Genomic DNA, 15,725 nt, shown 5'->3' with positions numbered 1-15,725 from the left:
CGGATGCTTAATGATTAAAGAAAGGATGATCTCAATGTTTACAGCCATATTTGGATCATTTGAAGCAGGTATCATCTACGCGATTATGGCACTGGGCGTATATCTTTCCTTTCGTATTCTGGATTTTCCAGATTTAACGGTTGATGGGAGTTTTGTCACTGGGGCAGCAATTTCAGCGGTAATGATTGCGAATGGTACCGATCCATTTTTAGCTACAATTATGGCACTATTTGCAGGTTTCGCAGCAGGATGTTTGACAGGACTTCTGCACACATTTGGAAAGATTAACAACTTGCTTTCCGGTATTTTAATGATGATTGCACTTTATTCAATAAATCTGAGAATTATGGGACGTTCCAATATCCCTTTATTAAATACAGATACAGCTTTTACGAAAATCAGTGGATTTTTTGAAAAGACAGGAATTGATTCATTCTTCAATAATATTCTTTCCTTGGTCGGTCTCGGTGACAGCCTGCCGGAAACATGGGGAATTCTTCTTTTTATGATTATCGTTACATTTGTGATTAAATTCCTGACGGATTTGTTCCTAAGGACGGAAATTGGTCTTGCTGTTAGAGCAACTGGAGATAATAAACGTATGATTCGCAGCCTTTCTGCTAATACCAATCTTCTTGTTGTGTTTGGCTTAGGTTTATCTAATGCATTAGTAGCATTTTCAGGTGCTCTGATTGCCCAACAAGGTGGATTTGCAGACGTAGGTATGGGAATCGGGATGATTGTGATTGGCCTAGCTTCCGTTATTATTGGTGAAGCCCTTTTTGGTACAAAAACAATCGCTCGGACAACACTTGCTGTGATTGGCGGTTCCATTATTTATCGAATTGTTGTAACGTTAGCCTTGCGTGTAGATTTCTTAGACCCAGGTGATATGAAGCTGATTACTGCACTTATTGTTATTATTGCACTTACTGCTCCAAAAATCATTGAAGGTTCTAAGGAGAAAAAGCGTAAAGCCCGACGTAGATCAGAGCGAAGGAATATCATCCAGGCAAATGCTTCAGCGAAGGGGGACAATCATGCTACACTTAAATGAAATTCATAAGATTTTTAATGAAGGGACTCCGGATGAAAAAATCGCCATCGATCATGTGAATCTGAACCTTCAGCCTGGTGATTTTGTCACTGTTATTGGAAGTAACGGTGCGGGGAAATCTACACTAATGAATATCATTTCCGGTGTATTGATCCCAGATGTCGGTGAGGTTCAAATAAACGGGAAAAATGTTACCAATATGTCAGAGTACAAACGTTCAAAAATGATTGGCCGTGTCTTTCAGGACCCAATGGCAGGAACGGCTCCAAGTATGACAATTGAGGAAAATCTTGCGATGGCGTACTCACGTAACAAAATGAGAACCCTTCGCCAAGGGGTAACTAAAAAGCGCCGTGATTATTTTCGTGAGGTATTGGAATCATTGCATTTAGGACTCGAAAACCGGCTTAGTGCCAAGGTGGGGCTATTATCAGGTGGAGAACGCCAAGCATTATCTTTATTGATGGCAACTTTCACAGAACCATCCATCCTCCTTCTTGATGAACACACAGCGGCACTTGATCCGTCAAGAGCGGAATTAATTACAAATTTGACGAGAGAAATCGTCGACAAATACAAACTGACTACCTTAATGGTGACACATAATATGCAGCAAGCGATTGATTTAGGAAATCGTTTAATTATGATGGACAAGGGTCAGATTATTTTAGAGGTCAGTGAGGAAAATAAGAAGCAGCTGACAATTGAAAGTTTGTTAACAGAGTTTAAACGGATCCGCGGTGAACATATGGCAAGTGATCGGGCGATTCTTTCCTAATCGAAAAAAATTTTTTGAATGTCTATTCTACTAGTGAACAATATTTCCACTATGATTAAATTAGAAACTTCCCGAAACGGGTAAGTTTCTTTTTGCATTTTCGGGAAATAACGCAAAAATTATCCTGATTTCTTTAGCACCAAAAAGCGTTATTGCTTTACACCCTATCCTTGATAGGACAAGATTCTTTGAATTAGAATTAATTCTGAATATTATTACATTTGGTTAATGGGGGTTTCTAAATGAAAGAAAATAGAGTAAGAGCAGACCAATTAGCTAATGACTTCTTTCCGGTTCGAGACGTGGATTATATTGAGATTTACACAGGTAATGCCAAACAAGCATGTCACTTTTTCTGTACAGCATTTGGTTTTGAACCAGTAGCATATTCGGGTCTTGAAACGGGCAATCGTGAAACCGCTTCCTACTGCTTAAAGCAGCGGAATATTCGTCTCCTGCTTACAGGTTCTTATAGTGAGGATGGGTCAGTAGCCCAATTTGTTAAGAAACATGGAGACGGTGTGAAGGATATAGCACTCTTAGTTGATAATGTTGAAAAAGCTTTTGAAGAGGCTGTGAATCGAGGCGCGATTGCCATTGCGGCCCCATTTGAAATGAGCGATGAATCAGGGGTGGTTAAAAAAGCTGTTCTAGGTACATATGGGGACACAATCCATACGTTAATAGAACGCAAAAATTATCAGGGTGTGTTCTTACCTGGATTCGAACCATATTCAGCGGAATTACCGGTGAAAGATGCGGGTTTAATTGGGATTGACCATGTCGTTGGGAATGTTGAGCGCATGGAGGAATGGGTAGAGTATTATGCTAAGGTAATGGGCTTTAAAGAAATGAAACATTTCTCTGACAAGGACATTACCACAGAATACTCTGCACTTATGTCAAAAGTTATGCATAACGGAGGACGGATCAAGTTTCCAATCAATGAACCTGCGGTAGGGAAACGAAAATCACAAATTCAGGAATTTCTAGAATTTTATAATGGGCCTGGTGTACAGCATTTAGCAATCCTAACTGAAGATATTGTCTCAACAGTAGCTATATTAAAGCAAAATGGAGTGGAATTCCTAAAAACCCCTGATACTTATTATGAATCCTTAGGTGAACGGATTGGAAAAATTGATGAAGAAATAGAAAAGTTGCGTGAGTTAAATATTTTAGTAGACAGGGATGATGAGGGGTATTTACTGCAGATTTTCTCGAAACCAATTGTTGACCGTCCAACATTATTTATTGAAGTTATTCAACGAAAAGGGGCACGTGGTTTTGGGGAAGGAAACTTTAAGGCATTATTTGAGTCGATTGAGCGGGAGCAGGAAAGACGAGGAAATTTATAATGAATAGAGACTAATAGTTTAGAAGGGCTAAAGGGAGAGTGATCTCTCCCTTATTTAAAGCTCTACTAAGTGAGGTGATAAATGTAATGGAGATTTCCCCGAAAACACTGGAATGGAGAGAGGCGTATAAATTATTAGTTGGGTCCATTCTCCCCCGTCCAATAGCTTTTGTTTCTACAGTGGATGAGAAGGGGACTGCTAATGCGGCACCATTTAGTTTTTTTACGGCCATTTGTGCGGACCCTATGCTCATTTGTTTTTCACCAATGAGAAGAGGAACAGATGGAGCTAAAAAAGATACGCTTGTAAACATTGAAAGCACAGGTCAATTTGTCATTAATATTGTTAGTAACAGTTTGGCGGAGCAAATGAATGATTGTGCGATTGAATTTAGTCCGGATGTCGACGAAATGATGGAAGTGGGTTTAACGAAAGAACCTAGTATCAAGGTCAAGGTGCCGCGCATTAAAGAATCCCTTGTCCACCTAGAATGTGAACTAGAACAAGTATTGCATTTTGGTGAAAAGCCTGGGGCAGGAAGTCTAGTAATTGGAAAAGTAGTGCATGTCCATGTAACCGATGAACTGTTTGATAAGGGACGGATTGACTCTGCGAAACTAATGCCGATAGGAAGAATGGCAGGAAACATCTTTACAGACCCCTTAGCAAAAATGTTTGAAATGAAGAGAAAAACCTAGAAAAAAGGTGAATGTTGTGAAATTCGTAACCTTCGAAAAAAAGGATGGGACATATAGGGCAGGATGGTTATTGGATCAGGAACATGTGGTTGATATGCATGAAGCATCAGGTGGAATGCTGCCTAGTAATCTCTTGGATTTTCTAGAAAATAGTATGGCAAATCTAGAAAAAGTGTCCAGTTTCTCATTTACAAAGGAGCAAAAAGGAGTGTATCCATTAAGAGAGTTTCGTTTAAAGGCGCCGCTGCCATACCCAAGGAGCTTTCGTGATTTTTATGCATTTGAACAGCATGTAAAACAAGCAAGGGAAAATAGGGGTCTTGGAATGATTCCAGAATGGTACGAAATCCCTGTCTTTTATTTCTCTAATCATCTTGCTATTAAAGGACCAGGAGACGCTATTGTTAAGCCAAAAGAGTGTAACTGGCTTGATTATGAGCTTGAGATTGCCTGCATTATTGGTAAAGAAGGCAGAAATATTTCTGCAGAACAAGCGGATGAGCATATTTTTGGCTACTGTATATTAAATGATTGGAGCGCAAGAGACCTGCAAAGGAAAGAAATGAAAGTTGGCCTTGGTCCTGCTAAGGGGAAGGATTTCTCCACTTCAATAGGACCATGGATTGTTACAAAGGATGAGTTTGAACCATTAAAAGCAGGAAAAGGCTTTGATCTTACAATGAAAGCTACTGTAAATGGATGCCTTCTTTCCGAAGGAAACATGAAAGACTTATTTTATTCATTTGGAGAGATGATTGAGAGGGCTTCTGCGGGTGTTACCTTATACCCTGGTGAGATGATTGGTTCAGGAACTGTCGGATCTGGATGTATTCTTGAACTTGGTGAACAAGTGCATCGTTGGTTAAAACCTGGTGATCGAGTTAAATTAGAAATTGATCATCTTGGCGTGTTACAGAATGAGATAATCGCTGAAGAGAGGTGAAAACATGTATTACCGGCAAATGGGGAAGATACCGCACAAACGGCATACGATGTTTAAAAAGGCGGATGGGAGCCTATTCCGAGAGCAGGTAATGGGGACACGGGGGTTTTCTGGAACCCAATCGATTTTGTATCATCAATATATGCCAACAGAAGTGGTGAGAGCGGAATTAGTTAGAGATTATTTGCCAGAATATGAGAACCAGCAGGCACTCAAACACCGTCATTTTTTTACCAGTAAAGTTTCAACCAAAGGTGATGGCCTCCATGCTAGGGAGTATATTTTGGGGAATCAGGATTTATTAATTGGAACAGCCCATGTAACTGCACCGATGACAAGCTTTTATCGGAATGGTGATGGAGATGAAATGCTCTATGTCCATTATGGGACGGGAAAACTGGAAACGATGTTCGGGACCCTTTCATACCAGCCGGGAGATTATCTAATTATTCCGATTGGGACCATATACCGTGTTATACCAAACGAAAATGAAGAGACAAAAATGCTGTTTGTTGAATCCTTCAGCCAAATCACCACACCAAGACGGTACCGAAATGAATATGGCCAGCTATTAGAACATAGCCCATTTTGTGAAAGGGACCTTCGTGGCCCGGAAGAACTGACGGCATTTGATAAAAAGGGTGAATTTGAGGTCTTAACAAAATCAAGAGGGAAGATAACCTCGCATATTTTAGGACATCATCCCCTTGACGTAGTGGGCTGGGATGGATATTTATATCCTTGGGCTTTTAATATCAAAGATTTTGAACCAATCACCGGGAGAGTCCACCAGCCGCCGCCAGTCCATCAAACTTTTGAAGGGAATAATTTTGTTGTCTGTTCATTTGTTCCGAGACTCTATGACTACCATCCAGAGTCCATACCGGCGCCATATTATCATAGCAATGTGAACAGCGACGAACTTCTCTATTATGTGGAGGGTAATTTTATGAGTCGTAAAGGAGTACAGGAAGGTTCCATTACGCTCCATCCAGGCGGTATCCCACATGGGCCGCATCCTGGGAAAACAGAAGCAAGTATTGGAAAAAAGGGAACGTTAGAACTTGCCGTTATGATTGACACCTTCCATCCTTTAAAAATCGTAAAAACCGCACAAGAAATTGAGGATGTTAATTATATGTATTCATGGTATGAGAAATAGGAATAAATTAATTAGCGAACAATCCAATAAATTAAATTGGATTGTTTTTTATCTTCAGGTAAAAAGTGGTATTGTAATAATAAGATATTTGAAAATGAAATGAGGTGAAGTCATGGAGTTGGAACCAATACTATCTAAATTAAAAAACCACACACCAAAGATTCTTGGCAGTGAAAAGTTTTCAAAATATGCTGTTATGGTCCCACTCATTGAAAAAGAAGACGGGGTCCACGTTTTGTTAGAAGTTCGTTCCCTGGAACTTAGAAGGCAGCCCGGTGAAATTTGTTTTCCAGGGGGGAGGATTGATGCCCAGGATTCCGACGAAAAAGCAGCCGCTATCCGTGAAACCGTTGAAGAATTATGTGTCAGCAAGGAGAGTATATCAAATGTACTCCCATTGGATTTTATGATTTCACCTTTTGGAATGATAATCTATCCTTTTGTTGGCTACATTAAAACACCTAATCCAATTGTTCCTAACCCTTCAGAAGTTGGTGAGATTTTTACCGTGCCGCTATCATTTTTAATAAAAAATGAACCAGAGATTTATCGTATAGAATTTAAGGCAGAACCCGAGGTGAATTTTCCCTTTGACCTTATTGTTGGGGGAGAAAAATATAAATGGCGGACACGTGGGGTTGATGAGTATTTCTACCGTTATGATGGAAAAGTGATTTGGGGGCTTACGGCCAAGATTCTTGCCCATTTTATTGATTTACTTCGTTAGTTTTAGTTCCGAAAAAAAGAGTGGATTTCTAGCCAAGATCCACTCTTGTTTTTGGTTGTACGCCAGGGGTGAACAAATGTCTTTCTATAAAAGAAAAAGCTTGATTATTTTCTGAATATGATTAAAATTAAGATTATATTTTTAGAATTAGGGAGATGTAGGGATGAAGGTCGTAAAGTTTGGTGGGTCCTCACTAGCATCAGGAAAACAACTGGAGAAGGTATTTAAAATTGTAGTTTCAGACCCCGAAAGAAAAGTGGTTGTCGTTTCTGCCCCCGGGAAAAGGTTTGCAGAGGATGATAAGGTAACAGATTTATTGATTGAATGTGGAGAACTTTGTTTACAAAATAAAGACCCAAGAGAACCATTTGAGGCAGTCCTTGAAAGATACTGCTCAATCGCAGAAGAATTATCACTGTCACATGACATTATTATCGAAATTCAAGAAGATTTAGCAAATCGGCTGAGTGCAGATAAAACAAAACCTGATCGTTTTCTGGATTTGTTAAAAGCAAGTGGTGAGGATAACAACGCCAAATTGGTGGCTGCCTATTTCCGTAAGCAGGGCGTAGAAGCTTCTTACATAGACCCGAAAGAAGCGGGGCTGCTTGTCAGTGATGAGCCTGGTAACGCTCAGGTGCTGCCAGAAGCTTATAATCAATTATATTTGTTGAACGAACGAAAGGGGATCCTAATATTTCCAGGTTTCTTTGGTTATAGCAGGCAAGGTGAGGTGTTTACCTTTTCACGGAGCGGATCCGACATTACTGGATCCATCTTAGCCAATGCCCTTAAAGCTGACATTTATGAGAATTTTACTGATGTCGATGCAGTGTATTCCGTCAATCCCTTCATTGTAAAAAGTCCGAAAGAAATAAAAGAACTGACTTACCGGGAAATGCGTGAACTTTCATATGCGGGATTTACTGTATTGCATGATGAAGCACTTGTTCCGGCGTTCAGAGCAGGAATTCCTGTTCAAATCAAAAATACAAATAATCCAAGTGCACCTGGAACAAAGATTGTCTATGAACGAGACAACACAAATGGACCAGTGATTGGTATTGCCAGTGACCAAGGATTTTGTAGTATATACGTAAGCAAATACCTAATGAATAGAGAGATAGGCTTTGGACGGAAGCTGTTAAGTATCTTAGAAGACTTCGGATTATCTTATGAGCATACCCCTTCAGGCATTGATGATGTTTCAGTCATCCTTCGAGAAAATCAAATGGATGCGGAAATGGAGAAGGCGATTAAGGAACGGATTGAAACAGAACTTCATACTGATCAAGTAAAGATTGAGCATAGTCTTGCACTTATAATGGTGGTTGGCGAGGGAATGCGCCATAATGTTGGGACCATGTCAAGAGCTTCCAAGGCACTGGCGAAAGCTCATATCAATATTGAAATGATTAACCAAGGGTCGTCAGAAGTTAGTATGATGTTCGGGGTAAAAGAAGTAGATGAAAAGAGAGCGGTTCAAGCACTTTATGAGGAATTTTTTGTGGCAGTTACGGTTTAATATCAATATTTTAAAAGGTACGTCCAACGACGTACCTTTTTATTACAGGTTTTTTAACTTTTTCCGAGTACGGATTCCGGCAAGTACTGCAATAATCAACCCCCCAATTGTATCAGCAATTAAATCGGTCATTGTATCTTTATTTCCTCCACCTTGTAAGGTCATATCGAAAAATTGGTCGGAGCTAAATTCATAAATTTCCCATAATACACCACCGAGTGCTGCAAAGGATAGCGTAAATAAAAACACAAACCATGGCGAAATCTTATCCCCAGCATTTCGATGAATCAATCGTTCATATAAAGTAATCCCAGAAAATGCGAGAATCGCTCCACTGACCAAATGCATAAAAGTATCCCACCAACCAAGACCATACCAGCCTAGGATAGAACCTAAATATTGAGAGCCAACTAAGAAAATTAAATAGGAAATGACAATTGGTAAATTGAATTGTAGTTTGGTGAATAATGCCAATAATAACGGAATCGCACCGCATACAATACCGCCAATTGCGACTGAGCCTTCAAAGGATTCTCCCTTTGTATAGTAATAGACCGCTAAGACTGCCATGAAAAGGACATAAATGGCACTTAAAGTGATGACAAGTTTTCGATTCAACAAAATGCACCTCTTTAAACTTTTGGTTTTCGAAAATAGGCGTAAATGGCAATTAAGAGTCCTCCGGAAAACCCACACAACAGGTCATACATCGTATCTTTATTTCCACCAAGCTGCATGATGTGTGTGAAGGTCAAATCCCCAATAAACTCATAAATCTCCCAAAGTACACTTGCTAGGACAGAAAGGGATAGAACGAAAATTGAAATAATCCAACGTGAGGTATCCTTTCTTACTTGTTCAGGTATCATTAATTTATATAATGTTATGCCAACACAAGCGACATATACACCTTTATAAAAATGTATGGTCGAATCCCACCATCTATATTTAAGATAAAAATCCCCTATAGTCCCTAAATACGTGGTACAAAAGATAAATAGATAAAACCCAACGATGCTTGGCAGGTTAAATGGTATGTTTTTCTTAAAAATCAGCAGCATGGGCAACGCGCACACGATTATCCCTCCGAGGGCTACTTGCCATTTTGAAGGCTGCCCTTTAACAAGGAAAAAAATAAATAAGACAATCATTAATAACACAAATATACTACCTAGAAGAATAAGTATTTTCCGTTTCAATGACTCACCTCATTAATCATCGTTCATTACAATTATATCCAATAAAAATAATTGAAATCACTCCGATAATTTTGTATTGAAAACTCGCATAGGCACATACAAAAGAGTATATTGGAGAGGTAGCACATTGTAGGAATAGACCAAGATAAAGATGGTTGCGGAGGATATTATGCAAAAGGCACAAATACCAACTTACGAGCGAATTGCGATAGATTTAGCAAATAGAATATATGATGGGAAATTTAAGGTGGGAGAAAAAATTCACGGGAGATCAACCTTAGCCAGTGAATATAAGGTTTCTCCTGAAACTATTCGAAGAGCTATAAAAATTTTGGAAGATGTTGAGATAGTCCACTCTACAAAAGGCAGTGGAATTGTTATTTCTTCTCGGGAGAATGCTTATAAATATATTCAACGGTTTTCAAATCTTGCAAGCATCAAAGATCTTGAGAAGCAAATGAACTCCCTCATTTCCAAAAGAGACAAGCTCGATGAACAGCTCTTTGATACGCTCCGAAAAATTATGGACTATTCAGGAAAGCTTCGTCATACGAACCCACTTGCACCCATCGAAGTAGAGGTAGTTTCGGATTGTATACATATTGGCAAAACTATTTCGGAATTGAAGTTTTGGCAAAATACTGGGGGAACTGTTATCGGGATGAAACGAAAGGGAGAATTAATTATTTCACCAGGCCCCTATGCCGTAATACAAGAAGGGGATGTCCTCCTTGTTATAGGTGCTGAAGAAACATATGACCGAGTCCTTCATTTTATGGCAGAGTAAGAAGGGATTTAAAGATGCAAAAAAGCCGGCTTTTTAGGTAAAGGGTTCCGTTTTGTAGTGCCTTATGACTCGTTCTAAATAGAGTAACCAGCATAGGAAAAATAAGAGGAGATTTTCCGGTTAAATGCAGAATGGCGCTCATTTCGGGGGAAATAAGGGGAGATTTTCCGTTTATGCAAAGCAAAATCTCCCATTTTCACGTTTTTCGAGTAAATAGGCGGAATTTCTCCGTCTATTTACCCCCTTTTTTAATAATAATTACGAATTAAGCGGAAAATTTCCGTCTATTTATCAGCTCGGGTACTTAACCCGATGCCCAAACAGATAAGTGCGGACCCTCAATAATGATGTCAAATGCTATTTCAAATTTAAGAAAGCTTTAGTAGTAGGAACTTCATAAATAAAGAAAAAGACGTATGCTAATGCATACGTCAATTCTTGTGTCTTTTTATTAAGAAAGCACCCGTAAACGGAACCTTTTATTTTTGAGGACCAGCTTTTTCTTAAATGCACTATTTTTCTAATAATCCTTCACTTTCTAAAAATTCCTTTGCGACTTTGGCTGGTGACTGCTTAAGGCTGTCGACCTTATAGTTCAGTTTTCGCATTTTTTCATCAGTTAACTTACCAGCCAAGGAATTTATCACTTTTCTAAGTTCTGGATGTTCCTTTAACGTTTCTTCTTTTAACATCGGTACCGCATAATAAGGAGGGAAAAAGTTCTTATCATCCTTTAATACCTTTAAGTGGAACGCTTCAAGTAAACCATCCGTTGAAAAGGCATCGATGACATCACTCTTATGGTTGGCTAATGCCGTGTAGCGCAATCCTCCGTCAACGGGTTTTACCTCTTTAAATTTCATATTATACGTTTTTGTCAGTCCGATTAATCCATCCTCACGATTAGGGAATTCGATGGTTGGACCCATGGTTAATCCATTGCTGATTTTGGTTAAATCAGATATCGTCTTTAAGTTAAATTCCTTTGCAGTATCTTGACGAACAGCTAAGGCGTAAGTGTTATTAAATCCAATCGGTTTTAACAATTCAAAACCATATTTTTGCTTGAATTCCTTCTGGACAATATTGTAGACTTTGTCCGGATTACTTTGGGGCGGCTGATTTAAAATATTCACTAACCCTGTCCCGGTATACTCAACATACATATCAATATCCCCATTTTTAAGGGCGCTGAAGGCCACCTGACTGCCGCCAAGATTTAGTTTTCTTTCTACTTGAATATCAGTCTTATTTTCTATTAGATCTGCAAGCATATTTCCTAATATTAATTGTTCACTGAAATTTTTAGAACCGATCACAATCTTATCCTCTGCGTTTACTTTTGAATAAACAGTAAATGCACCGGCAATGATGATGACAATACTCGCAAAACTAATCATCATTTTTTTAGTGGTTTTCCCGGTCTTTTTTGCTGAAGATTGTTTGCTAGTATAGGAAAGTGAGGATTCTAGTTTTCCTACGATAAAATCGATAACTAGGGCAAGAATACAGGCGGGAATCGCTCCTGCTAAAATCATATAATTATCGACCGTTTGTACACCTGAGAAAACGAGATATCCTAGTCCGCCAGCACCAATGAAGGCAGCGATTGTCATTAATCCAACAGCGGTAACCGCTGAAATTCTGATACCCGCCATAATCATCGGGAAGGCTAGTGGTAACTGAACCTTTCTCATCGTTTGACTCTTGGTCAGACCGATACCTCTGGCGGCTTCCAGAATATCTCCATCAATATTCGTTAAACCTGTATACGTGTTTTTGACAATAGGAAGCAATGAATAAAGAACGACCATAATAATCGCAGGAGTACTGCCAATCCCAACGAATGGAATAAGAAATCCAAGTAAGGCCAAACTAGGTACTGCTTGAATCACATTGGTTGTTCCTATTATCGGTTTTGCAAGTTTTTGCTCTCTAGAGATTAATATACCGAGTGGGATCCCGATAATAATTGCTACTAGGACAGATATTACGCTTAAGTAAAGATGCTGGCCCAGTAGACTGAATACTTGCTCATAGTTAGTGGTTAAATAGTTCATAAATCCACTCATTAAAAGGCCACCTCCAAATCAATTAACTGGCTGCTTAGTGCAGAAAGAATACTACTTCTAGTTATAAGTCCAATCAGCTGTTTATGACTGTTCACAACCGGCACATAACCAATTTTATGTTCATTCATTGTTGCTAAAACTGATATCAAATTGGCATCCTGTGAAACCGAAAGGACATTTTGTTCCATTACCTTTTCAATTGAGGTTGTGCGATTGAGCAATTGAATGCTCTTTAACGTCACTAAACCTTTAAGGACATTACTTTTATCTGTAACCATAAGACTATCGACTTTTTGGTCCTTCATTATTTCAATCGCCTGTAGCACTGTGCGCATAGAGGTGATCTTCACAGGATTAGGAATCATAATATCCTCAGCCATTAATAATTCAGGATTGTTCCAAACTCTTCTTTTACCAATAAAGTCTTCAACAAAGTCATTGGCAGGATTCTTTAAAATATTTTCAGGGGTATCATATTGAAGTATATCCCCGTCTTTTAAAATACAAATCTTATCTGCTATTTTAATAGCTTCGTCCATATCATGGGTAACAAAGATAATCGTTTTGTTAAGTTCCTTTTGCATTTGGAAGAGTTCATCTTGAAGCGAACTTCTTGTGACAGGATCTAACGCACTAAATGGTTCATCCATTAAAATGATATCGGAGTTGGTTGAAAAAGCTCTTGCTACCCCAATTCTTTGCTGCTGACCACCACTTAATTCCTTTGGAAAGCGATGTAAGAATTCTTTCGGGTCTAATCCAACCAATTCAAGCAGTTCTCCAGTTTTCTTTGCTATGGAATCAGGATCTTCTCCTTTAAGTTTGGGAATCAACTCTAAATTTTCTTTAATAGACATATGAGGAAACAATCCCGTATTTTGAATCACATAACCAATATTCCTACGCAGCTCAATCGGATTCATGGTCGAAATATCCGCCCCATCTACAAAAATTTGCCCCGACGTTGGCTGAATCAATTTATTAATCATTTTCAACAATGTCGTTTTTCCGCATCCACTTGGTCCAATAAAAACAACCAGCTGGCCAGCTTCGATATCTAACGAAAAAGGTTTAATAATTGTCTTTGATCGATATTTTTTAACAATATTCTTAAACTCTATCAATTTTTCTTCCTCCTTTGACAATAAAAATGAACCGGTCGTCAATGTGACAACTTAATACTAACATATAAGTTGTTACTTTGTCTAATTCATCACAATTTTGCTTCTTTCCAATTAATGAGCCATTAAGTACAATGAGGTGAGGAATATAGCGCTATGGAGTAAGCAGGTGATGAGATGAAAACAATTTTAATTGTTGATGATGATGAATATATCCGCAATCTTGTAATAAGTTTGCTGATGAGAGAAGGATTTAAAACAATTGCAGCGGAAAATGGGGAAGCTGCACTTGGATTATTAAATATAGAGGATTGTGATTTAGCAATCGTAGATATCATGATGCCAGTCATGAATGGATACCTTTTAACAACTGAAATCCGAAAAGTGTATGACATTCCGATTATCTTATTAACGGCCAAAAGCCAAATTGAAGATAAGGAAAAGGGATTTGAATCAGGCACGGATGATTACTTAATTAAACCGTTTGAACCCAAAGAATTAATATTTAGAGTCAATGCCCTTTTAAGAAGATATGGAAAATCTGGGGTAGCAAATATTAAGGTTGGAAACTTATACATAAACAAAAAAAGCTATGAAGTTAAAATCAATAACAAGACCTTTATGCTCCCGTTAAAGGAATTTGATCTTTTATCTTTTCTTGCTACCCATCCTAATCAAGTGTTTAGCCGTGGTCACTTGATTGAAAAAATATGGGGTCTTCATTTTGAAGGAGATGAAAGAACCGTGGATGTCCATATCAAACGGTTACGCGAAAGGTTTGCGAATATTGCCGAGGATTTTACCATCAAAACGATTAGAGGGGTAGGATATTCCCTGGAGGTTCTTTAACTAATGATCATGAAATCTTTGTATAGTAAATTCGCCTTTATTACGATCATGATTATGGTTGTCAGCGGAATTATTTCTTTTTTTCTTTCGAATGCTTATTATCAGCTAAAATTGAAAGAGCAAAATGATGAGAAAATCATGAATATTGCCTATGAAATAGCGGAATTTGCTAGTAAGCACCCTTTGATTAGTCTCCAGGACTATTTTGACCATCTCGGTACGATTGGTTACCAAATACTTTTGGTCAATAATGAAGGAAACAAGCATTATTTTGGCTCGTCATTTAGAGAAAAGAATTTACCAGCAAATATTCCAGAAAAAGTTTTAGATGGTGAGGTTTATCATGGGGTTCGAAATTTTCCTCATAAAACCTTTGTAACCGGATTTTTTGCCAACGAATTAAAAAACTCAGTTGGTGTCCCTTTTGAGTATAAAGGAGAAGTACATGCCATTTTTATCAGGCCAGATATTAAGCTTATGTTTAACGAGATGCATATTCTTTTTGGCTGGCTGCTAATCATTTCAATTTTATTAAGCGTTATATTGGTTCTAATTAGTACCAAATATTTAGTCAAGCCGATAAGAAAGCTTAATATCGCTACGAAAGCAATTGCCGGAGGAAATTTTTCCATCAAGTTGGATATTACCCGAAGCGATGAACTTGGAAATTTAGCAGTCAGCTTTACGAGGATGACAGAAAAATTAGCACAAGTAGATTCGTTAAGAAAAGAACTAATTTCTGATATATCTCATGATATCCAATCACCACTTACCAATATAAAAGGGTATTTAAACTTATTGGAAAATAGCGGCAAAAGTAAGCAAGAAGAGCAACAATATATACGCGTGGTTCAATTCGAGGTAGACAGAATCTCCAGAATGACCAAGCAGCTATTACTTCTATCCACTATTGAAAGTAAAAAGGATTTAATGGAAGTTAGTAGCGTAGATATAGCTGAACAGCTCAAAGCTGTTATTCACCAATACGAATGGAGCACCCTGGAAAAAGGAATAATGATGAGTTACTCACTCTCTGATGCCAGGGTTAAAGGGGACCCAGCATTACTATATTCTGTCTGGGAAAATCTGCTGACGAATGCGATTAAGTATAATCGTGAAAATGGTACGATTGATATCGAATTGACTGAAGCGGATAAAGAAGTTTTAGTAGTTATTAAAGATTCTGGTGTGGGATTAAGTCAGAAGGATCTCAGCAGAATCTTTGACCGTTTTTACCGGGCGGATGCCTCTAGAGCACGTTCAGTTGAGGGAACAGGTTTAGGCCTGTCAATCGTCAAATCCATCGTTGATTTGCACCATGGAAAAATCGATATAGAAAGCATAGAGGGAAAAGGTACTACTATTACTGTGCTGCTTCCCAAATTGTAAAGTCATGTTCATCTTCCGTTCATGTTCGAACAGTATTCTGTTTGTGAAATGAAAGGGAAG

Annotated in this window: 15 protein-coding genes; 11 read left to right on the top strand and 4 right to left on the bottom strand. The window is 38.4% G+C overall.

Going from position 1 to position 15,725, the window contains the following annotated elements:
- The first annotated feature begins 34 nt into the window (after positions 1 to 34).
- From AC4QJR_RS18575 to AC4QJR_RS18540, 8 genes are all read left to right on the top strand, one after another.
- Positions 35 to 1,057: an ABC transporter permease gene (locus AC4QJR_RS18575; protein WP_496523826.1), complete on the top strand. Its 1,023-nt coding sequence runs from the start codon at positions 35 to 37 to the stop codon at positions 1,055 to 1,057.
- Entirely contained in the window at positions 1,041 to 1,835 is a 795-nt protein-coding gene (locus AC4QJR_RS18570; RefSeq protein ID WP_098574970.1) for an ABC transporter ATP-binding protein, read from the top strand. The genes AC4QJR_RS18575 and AC4QJR_RS18570 overlap by 17 nt, the downstream gene beginning before the upstream one ends.
- Before the next feature lie 242 nt (positions 1,836 to 2,077).
- The gene (gene hppD, locus AC4QJR_RS18565; RefSeq protein ID WP_098574969.1) at positions 2,078 to 3,193 is read left to right on the top strand and encodes a 4-hydroxyphenylpyruvate dioxygenase; all 1,116 of its coding nucleotides are present in this window, start codon (positions 2,078 to 2,080) and stop codon (positions 3,191 to 3,193) included.
- 86 nt (positions 3,194 to 3,279) lie between these two features.
- Positions 3,280 to 3,891 carry a flavin reductase family protein gene (locus tag AC4QJR_RS18560; protein ID WP_098574968.1) on the top strand — a complete coding sequence of 204 codons (612 nt, stop codon included), beginning with the start codon at positions 3,280 to 3,282 and terminating at the stop codon, positions 3,889 to 3,891.
- Between the two features lie 16 nt (positions 3,892 to 3,907).
- Positions 3,908 to 4,834: a fumarylacetoacetate hydrolase family protein gene (locus AC4QJR_RS18555; RefSeq protein WP_496523825.1), complete on the top strand. Its 927-nt coding sequence runs from the start codon at positions 3,908 to 3,910 to the stop codon at positions 4,832 to 4,834.
- Positions 4,835 to 4,838: 4 nt separating this feature from the next.
- A complete protein-coding gene (locus AC4QJR_RS18550; RefSeq protein WP_496523824.1) occupies positions 4,839 to 5,996 on the top strand; it encodes a homogentisate 1,2-dioxygenase in 1,158 nt (385 codons plus the stop codon).
- A 112-nt stretch (positions 5,997 to 6,108) separates the two neighbouring features.
- Positions 6,109 to 6,723 carry an NUDIX hydrolase gene (locus AC4QJR_RS18545; protein ID WP_496523823.1) on the top strand — a complete coding sequence of 205 codons (615 nt, stop codon included), beginning with the start codon at positions 6,109 to 6,111 and terminating at the stop codon, positions 6,721 to 6,723.
- A gap of 163 nt (positions 6,724 to 6,886) precedes the next feature.
- Entirely contained in the window at positions 6,887 to 8,248 is a 1,362-nt protein-coding gene (locus AC4QJR_RS18540) for an aspartate kinase (RefSeq protein ID WP_496523822.1), read from the top strand.
- 42 nt (positions 8,249 to 8,290) lie between these two features.
- Here AC4QJR_RS18540 and AC4QJR_RS18535 read toward each other — a convergent pair whose 3' ends face one another.
- Both AC4QJR_RS18535 and AC4QJR_RS18530 read right to left on the bottom strand, forming a co-directional pair.
- Entirely contained in the window at positions 8,291 to 8,866 is a 576-nt protein-coding gene (locus AC4QJR_RS18535) for a DUF2238 domain-containing protein (protein WP_496526709.1), read from the bottom strand.
- Between the two features lie 14 nt (positions 8,867 to 8,880).
- A complete protein-coding gene (locus AC4QJR_RS18530; protein WP_496523821.1) occupies positions 8,881 to 9,447 on the bottom strand; it encodes a DUF2238 domain-containing protein in 567 nt (188 codons plus the stop codon).
- Positions 9,448 to 9,616: 169 nt separating this feature from the next.
- Here AC4QJR_RS18530 and AC4QJR_RS18525 point away from each other — a divergent pair, with 169 nt between their 5' ends.
- Complete coding sequence (locus tag AC4QJR_RS18525) at positions 9,617 to 10,234, top strand: GntR family transcriptional regulator (RefSeq protein WP_496523820.1); 618 nt, start codon at positions 9,617 to 9,619, stop codon at positions 10,232 to 10,234.
- A gap of 512 nt (positions 10,235 to 10,746) precedes the next feature.
- Here AC4QJR_RS18525 and AC4QJR_RS18520 read toward each other — a convergent pair.
- Together AC4QJR_RS18520 and AC4QJR_RS18515 are read right to left on the bottom strand one after the other, a co-directional pair.
- Entirely contained in the window at positions 10,747 to 12,306 is a 1,560-nt protein-coding gene (locus AC4QJR_RS18520) for an ABC transporter permease/substrate-binding protein (RefSeq protein WP_375374909.1), read from the bottom strand.
- Positions 12,306 to 13,430: an ABC transporter ATP-binding protein gene (locus tag AC4QJR_RS18515; protein WP_496523819.1), complete on the bottom strand. Its 1,125-nt coding sequence runs from the start codon at positions 13,428 to 13,430 to the stop codon at positions 12,306 to 12,308. Before AC4QJR_RS18515 ends, AC4QJR_RS18520 begins: the two co-directional genes overlap by 1 nt.
- A gap of 174 nt (positions 13,431 to 13,604) precedes the next feature.
- Between AC4QJR_RS18515 and AC4QJR_RS18510 the strand changes: the two genes are divergently transcribed.
- Complete coding sequence (locus AC4QJR_RS18510; RefSeq protein ID WP_496523818.1) at positions 13,605 to 14,276, top strand: response regulator transcription factor; 672 nt, start codon at positions 13,605 to 13,607, stop codon at positions 14,274 to 14,276.
- A 3-nt stretch (positions 14,277 to 14,279) separates the two neighbouring features.
- A complete protein-coding gene (locus AC4QJR_RS18505; RefSeq protein ID WP_496523817.1) occupies positions 14,280 to 15,665 on the top strand; it encodes a sensor histidine kinase in 1,386 nt (461 codons plus the stop codon).
- Positions 15,666 to 15,725: the final 60 nt, after the last annotated feature.

It is taken from the genome of Neobacillus sp. BP17 (assembly GCF_059579525.1).
Note: the sequence above shows the minus strand (reverse complement) of the source record. Positions and strands in the feature narration are given on the sequence as shown.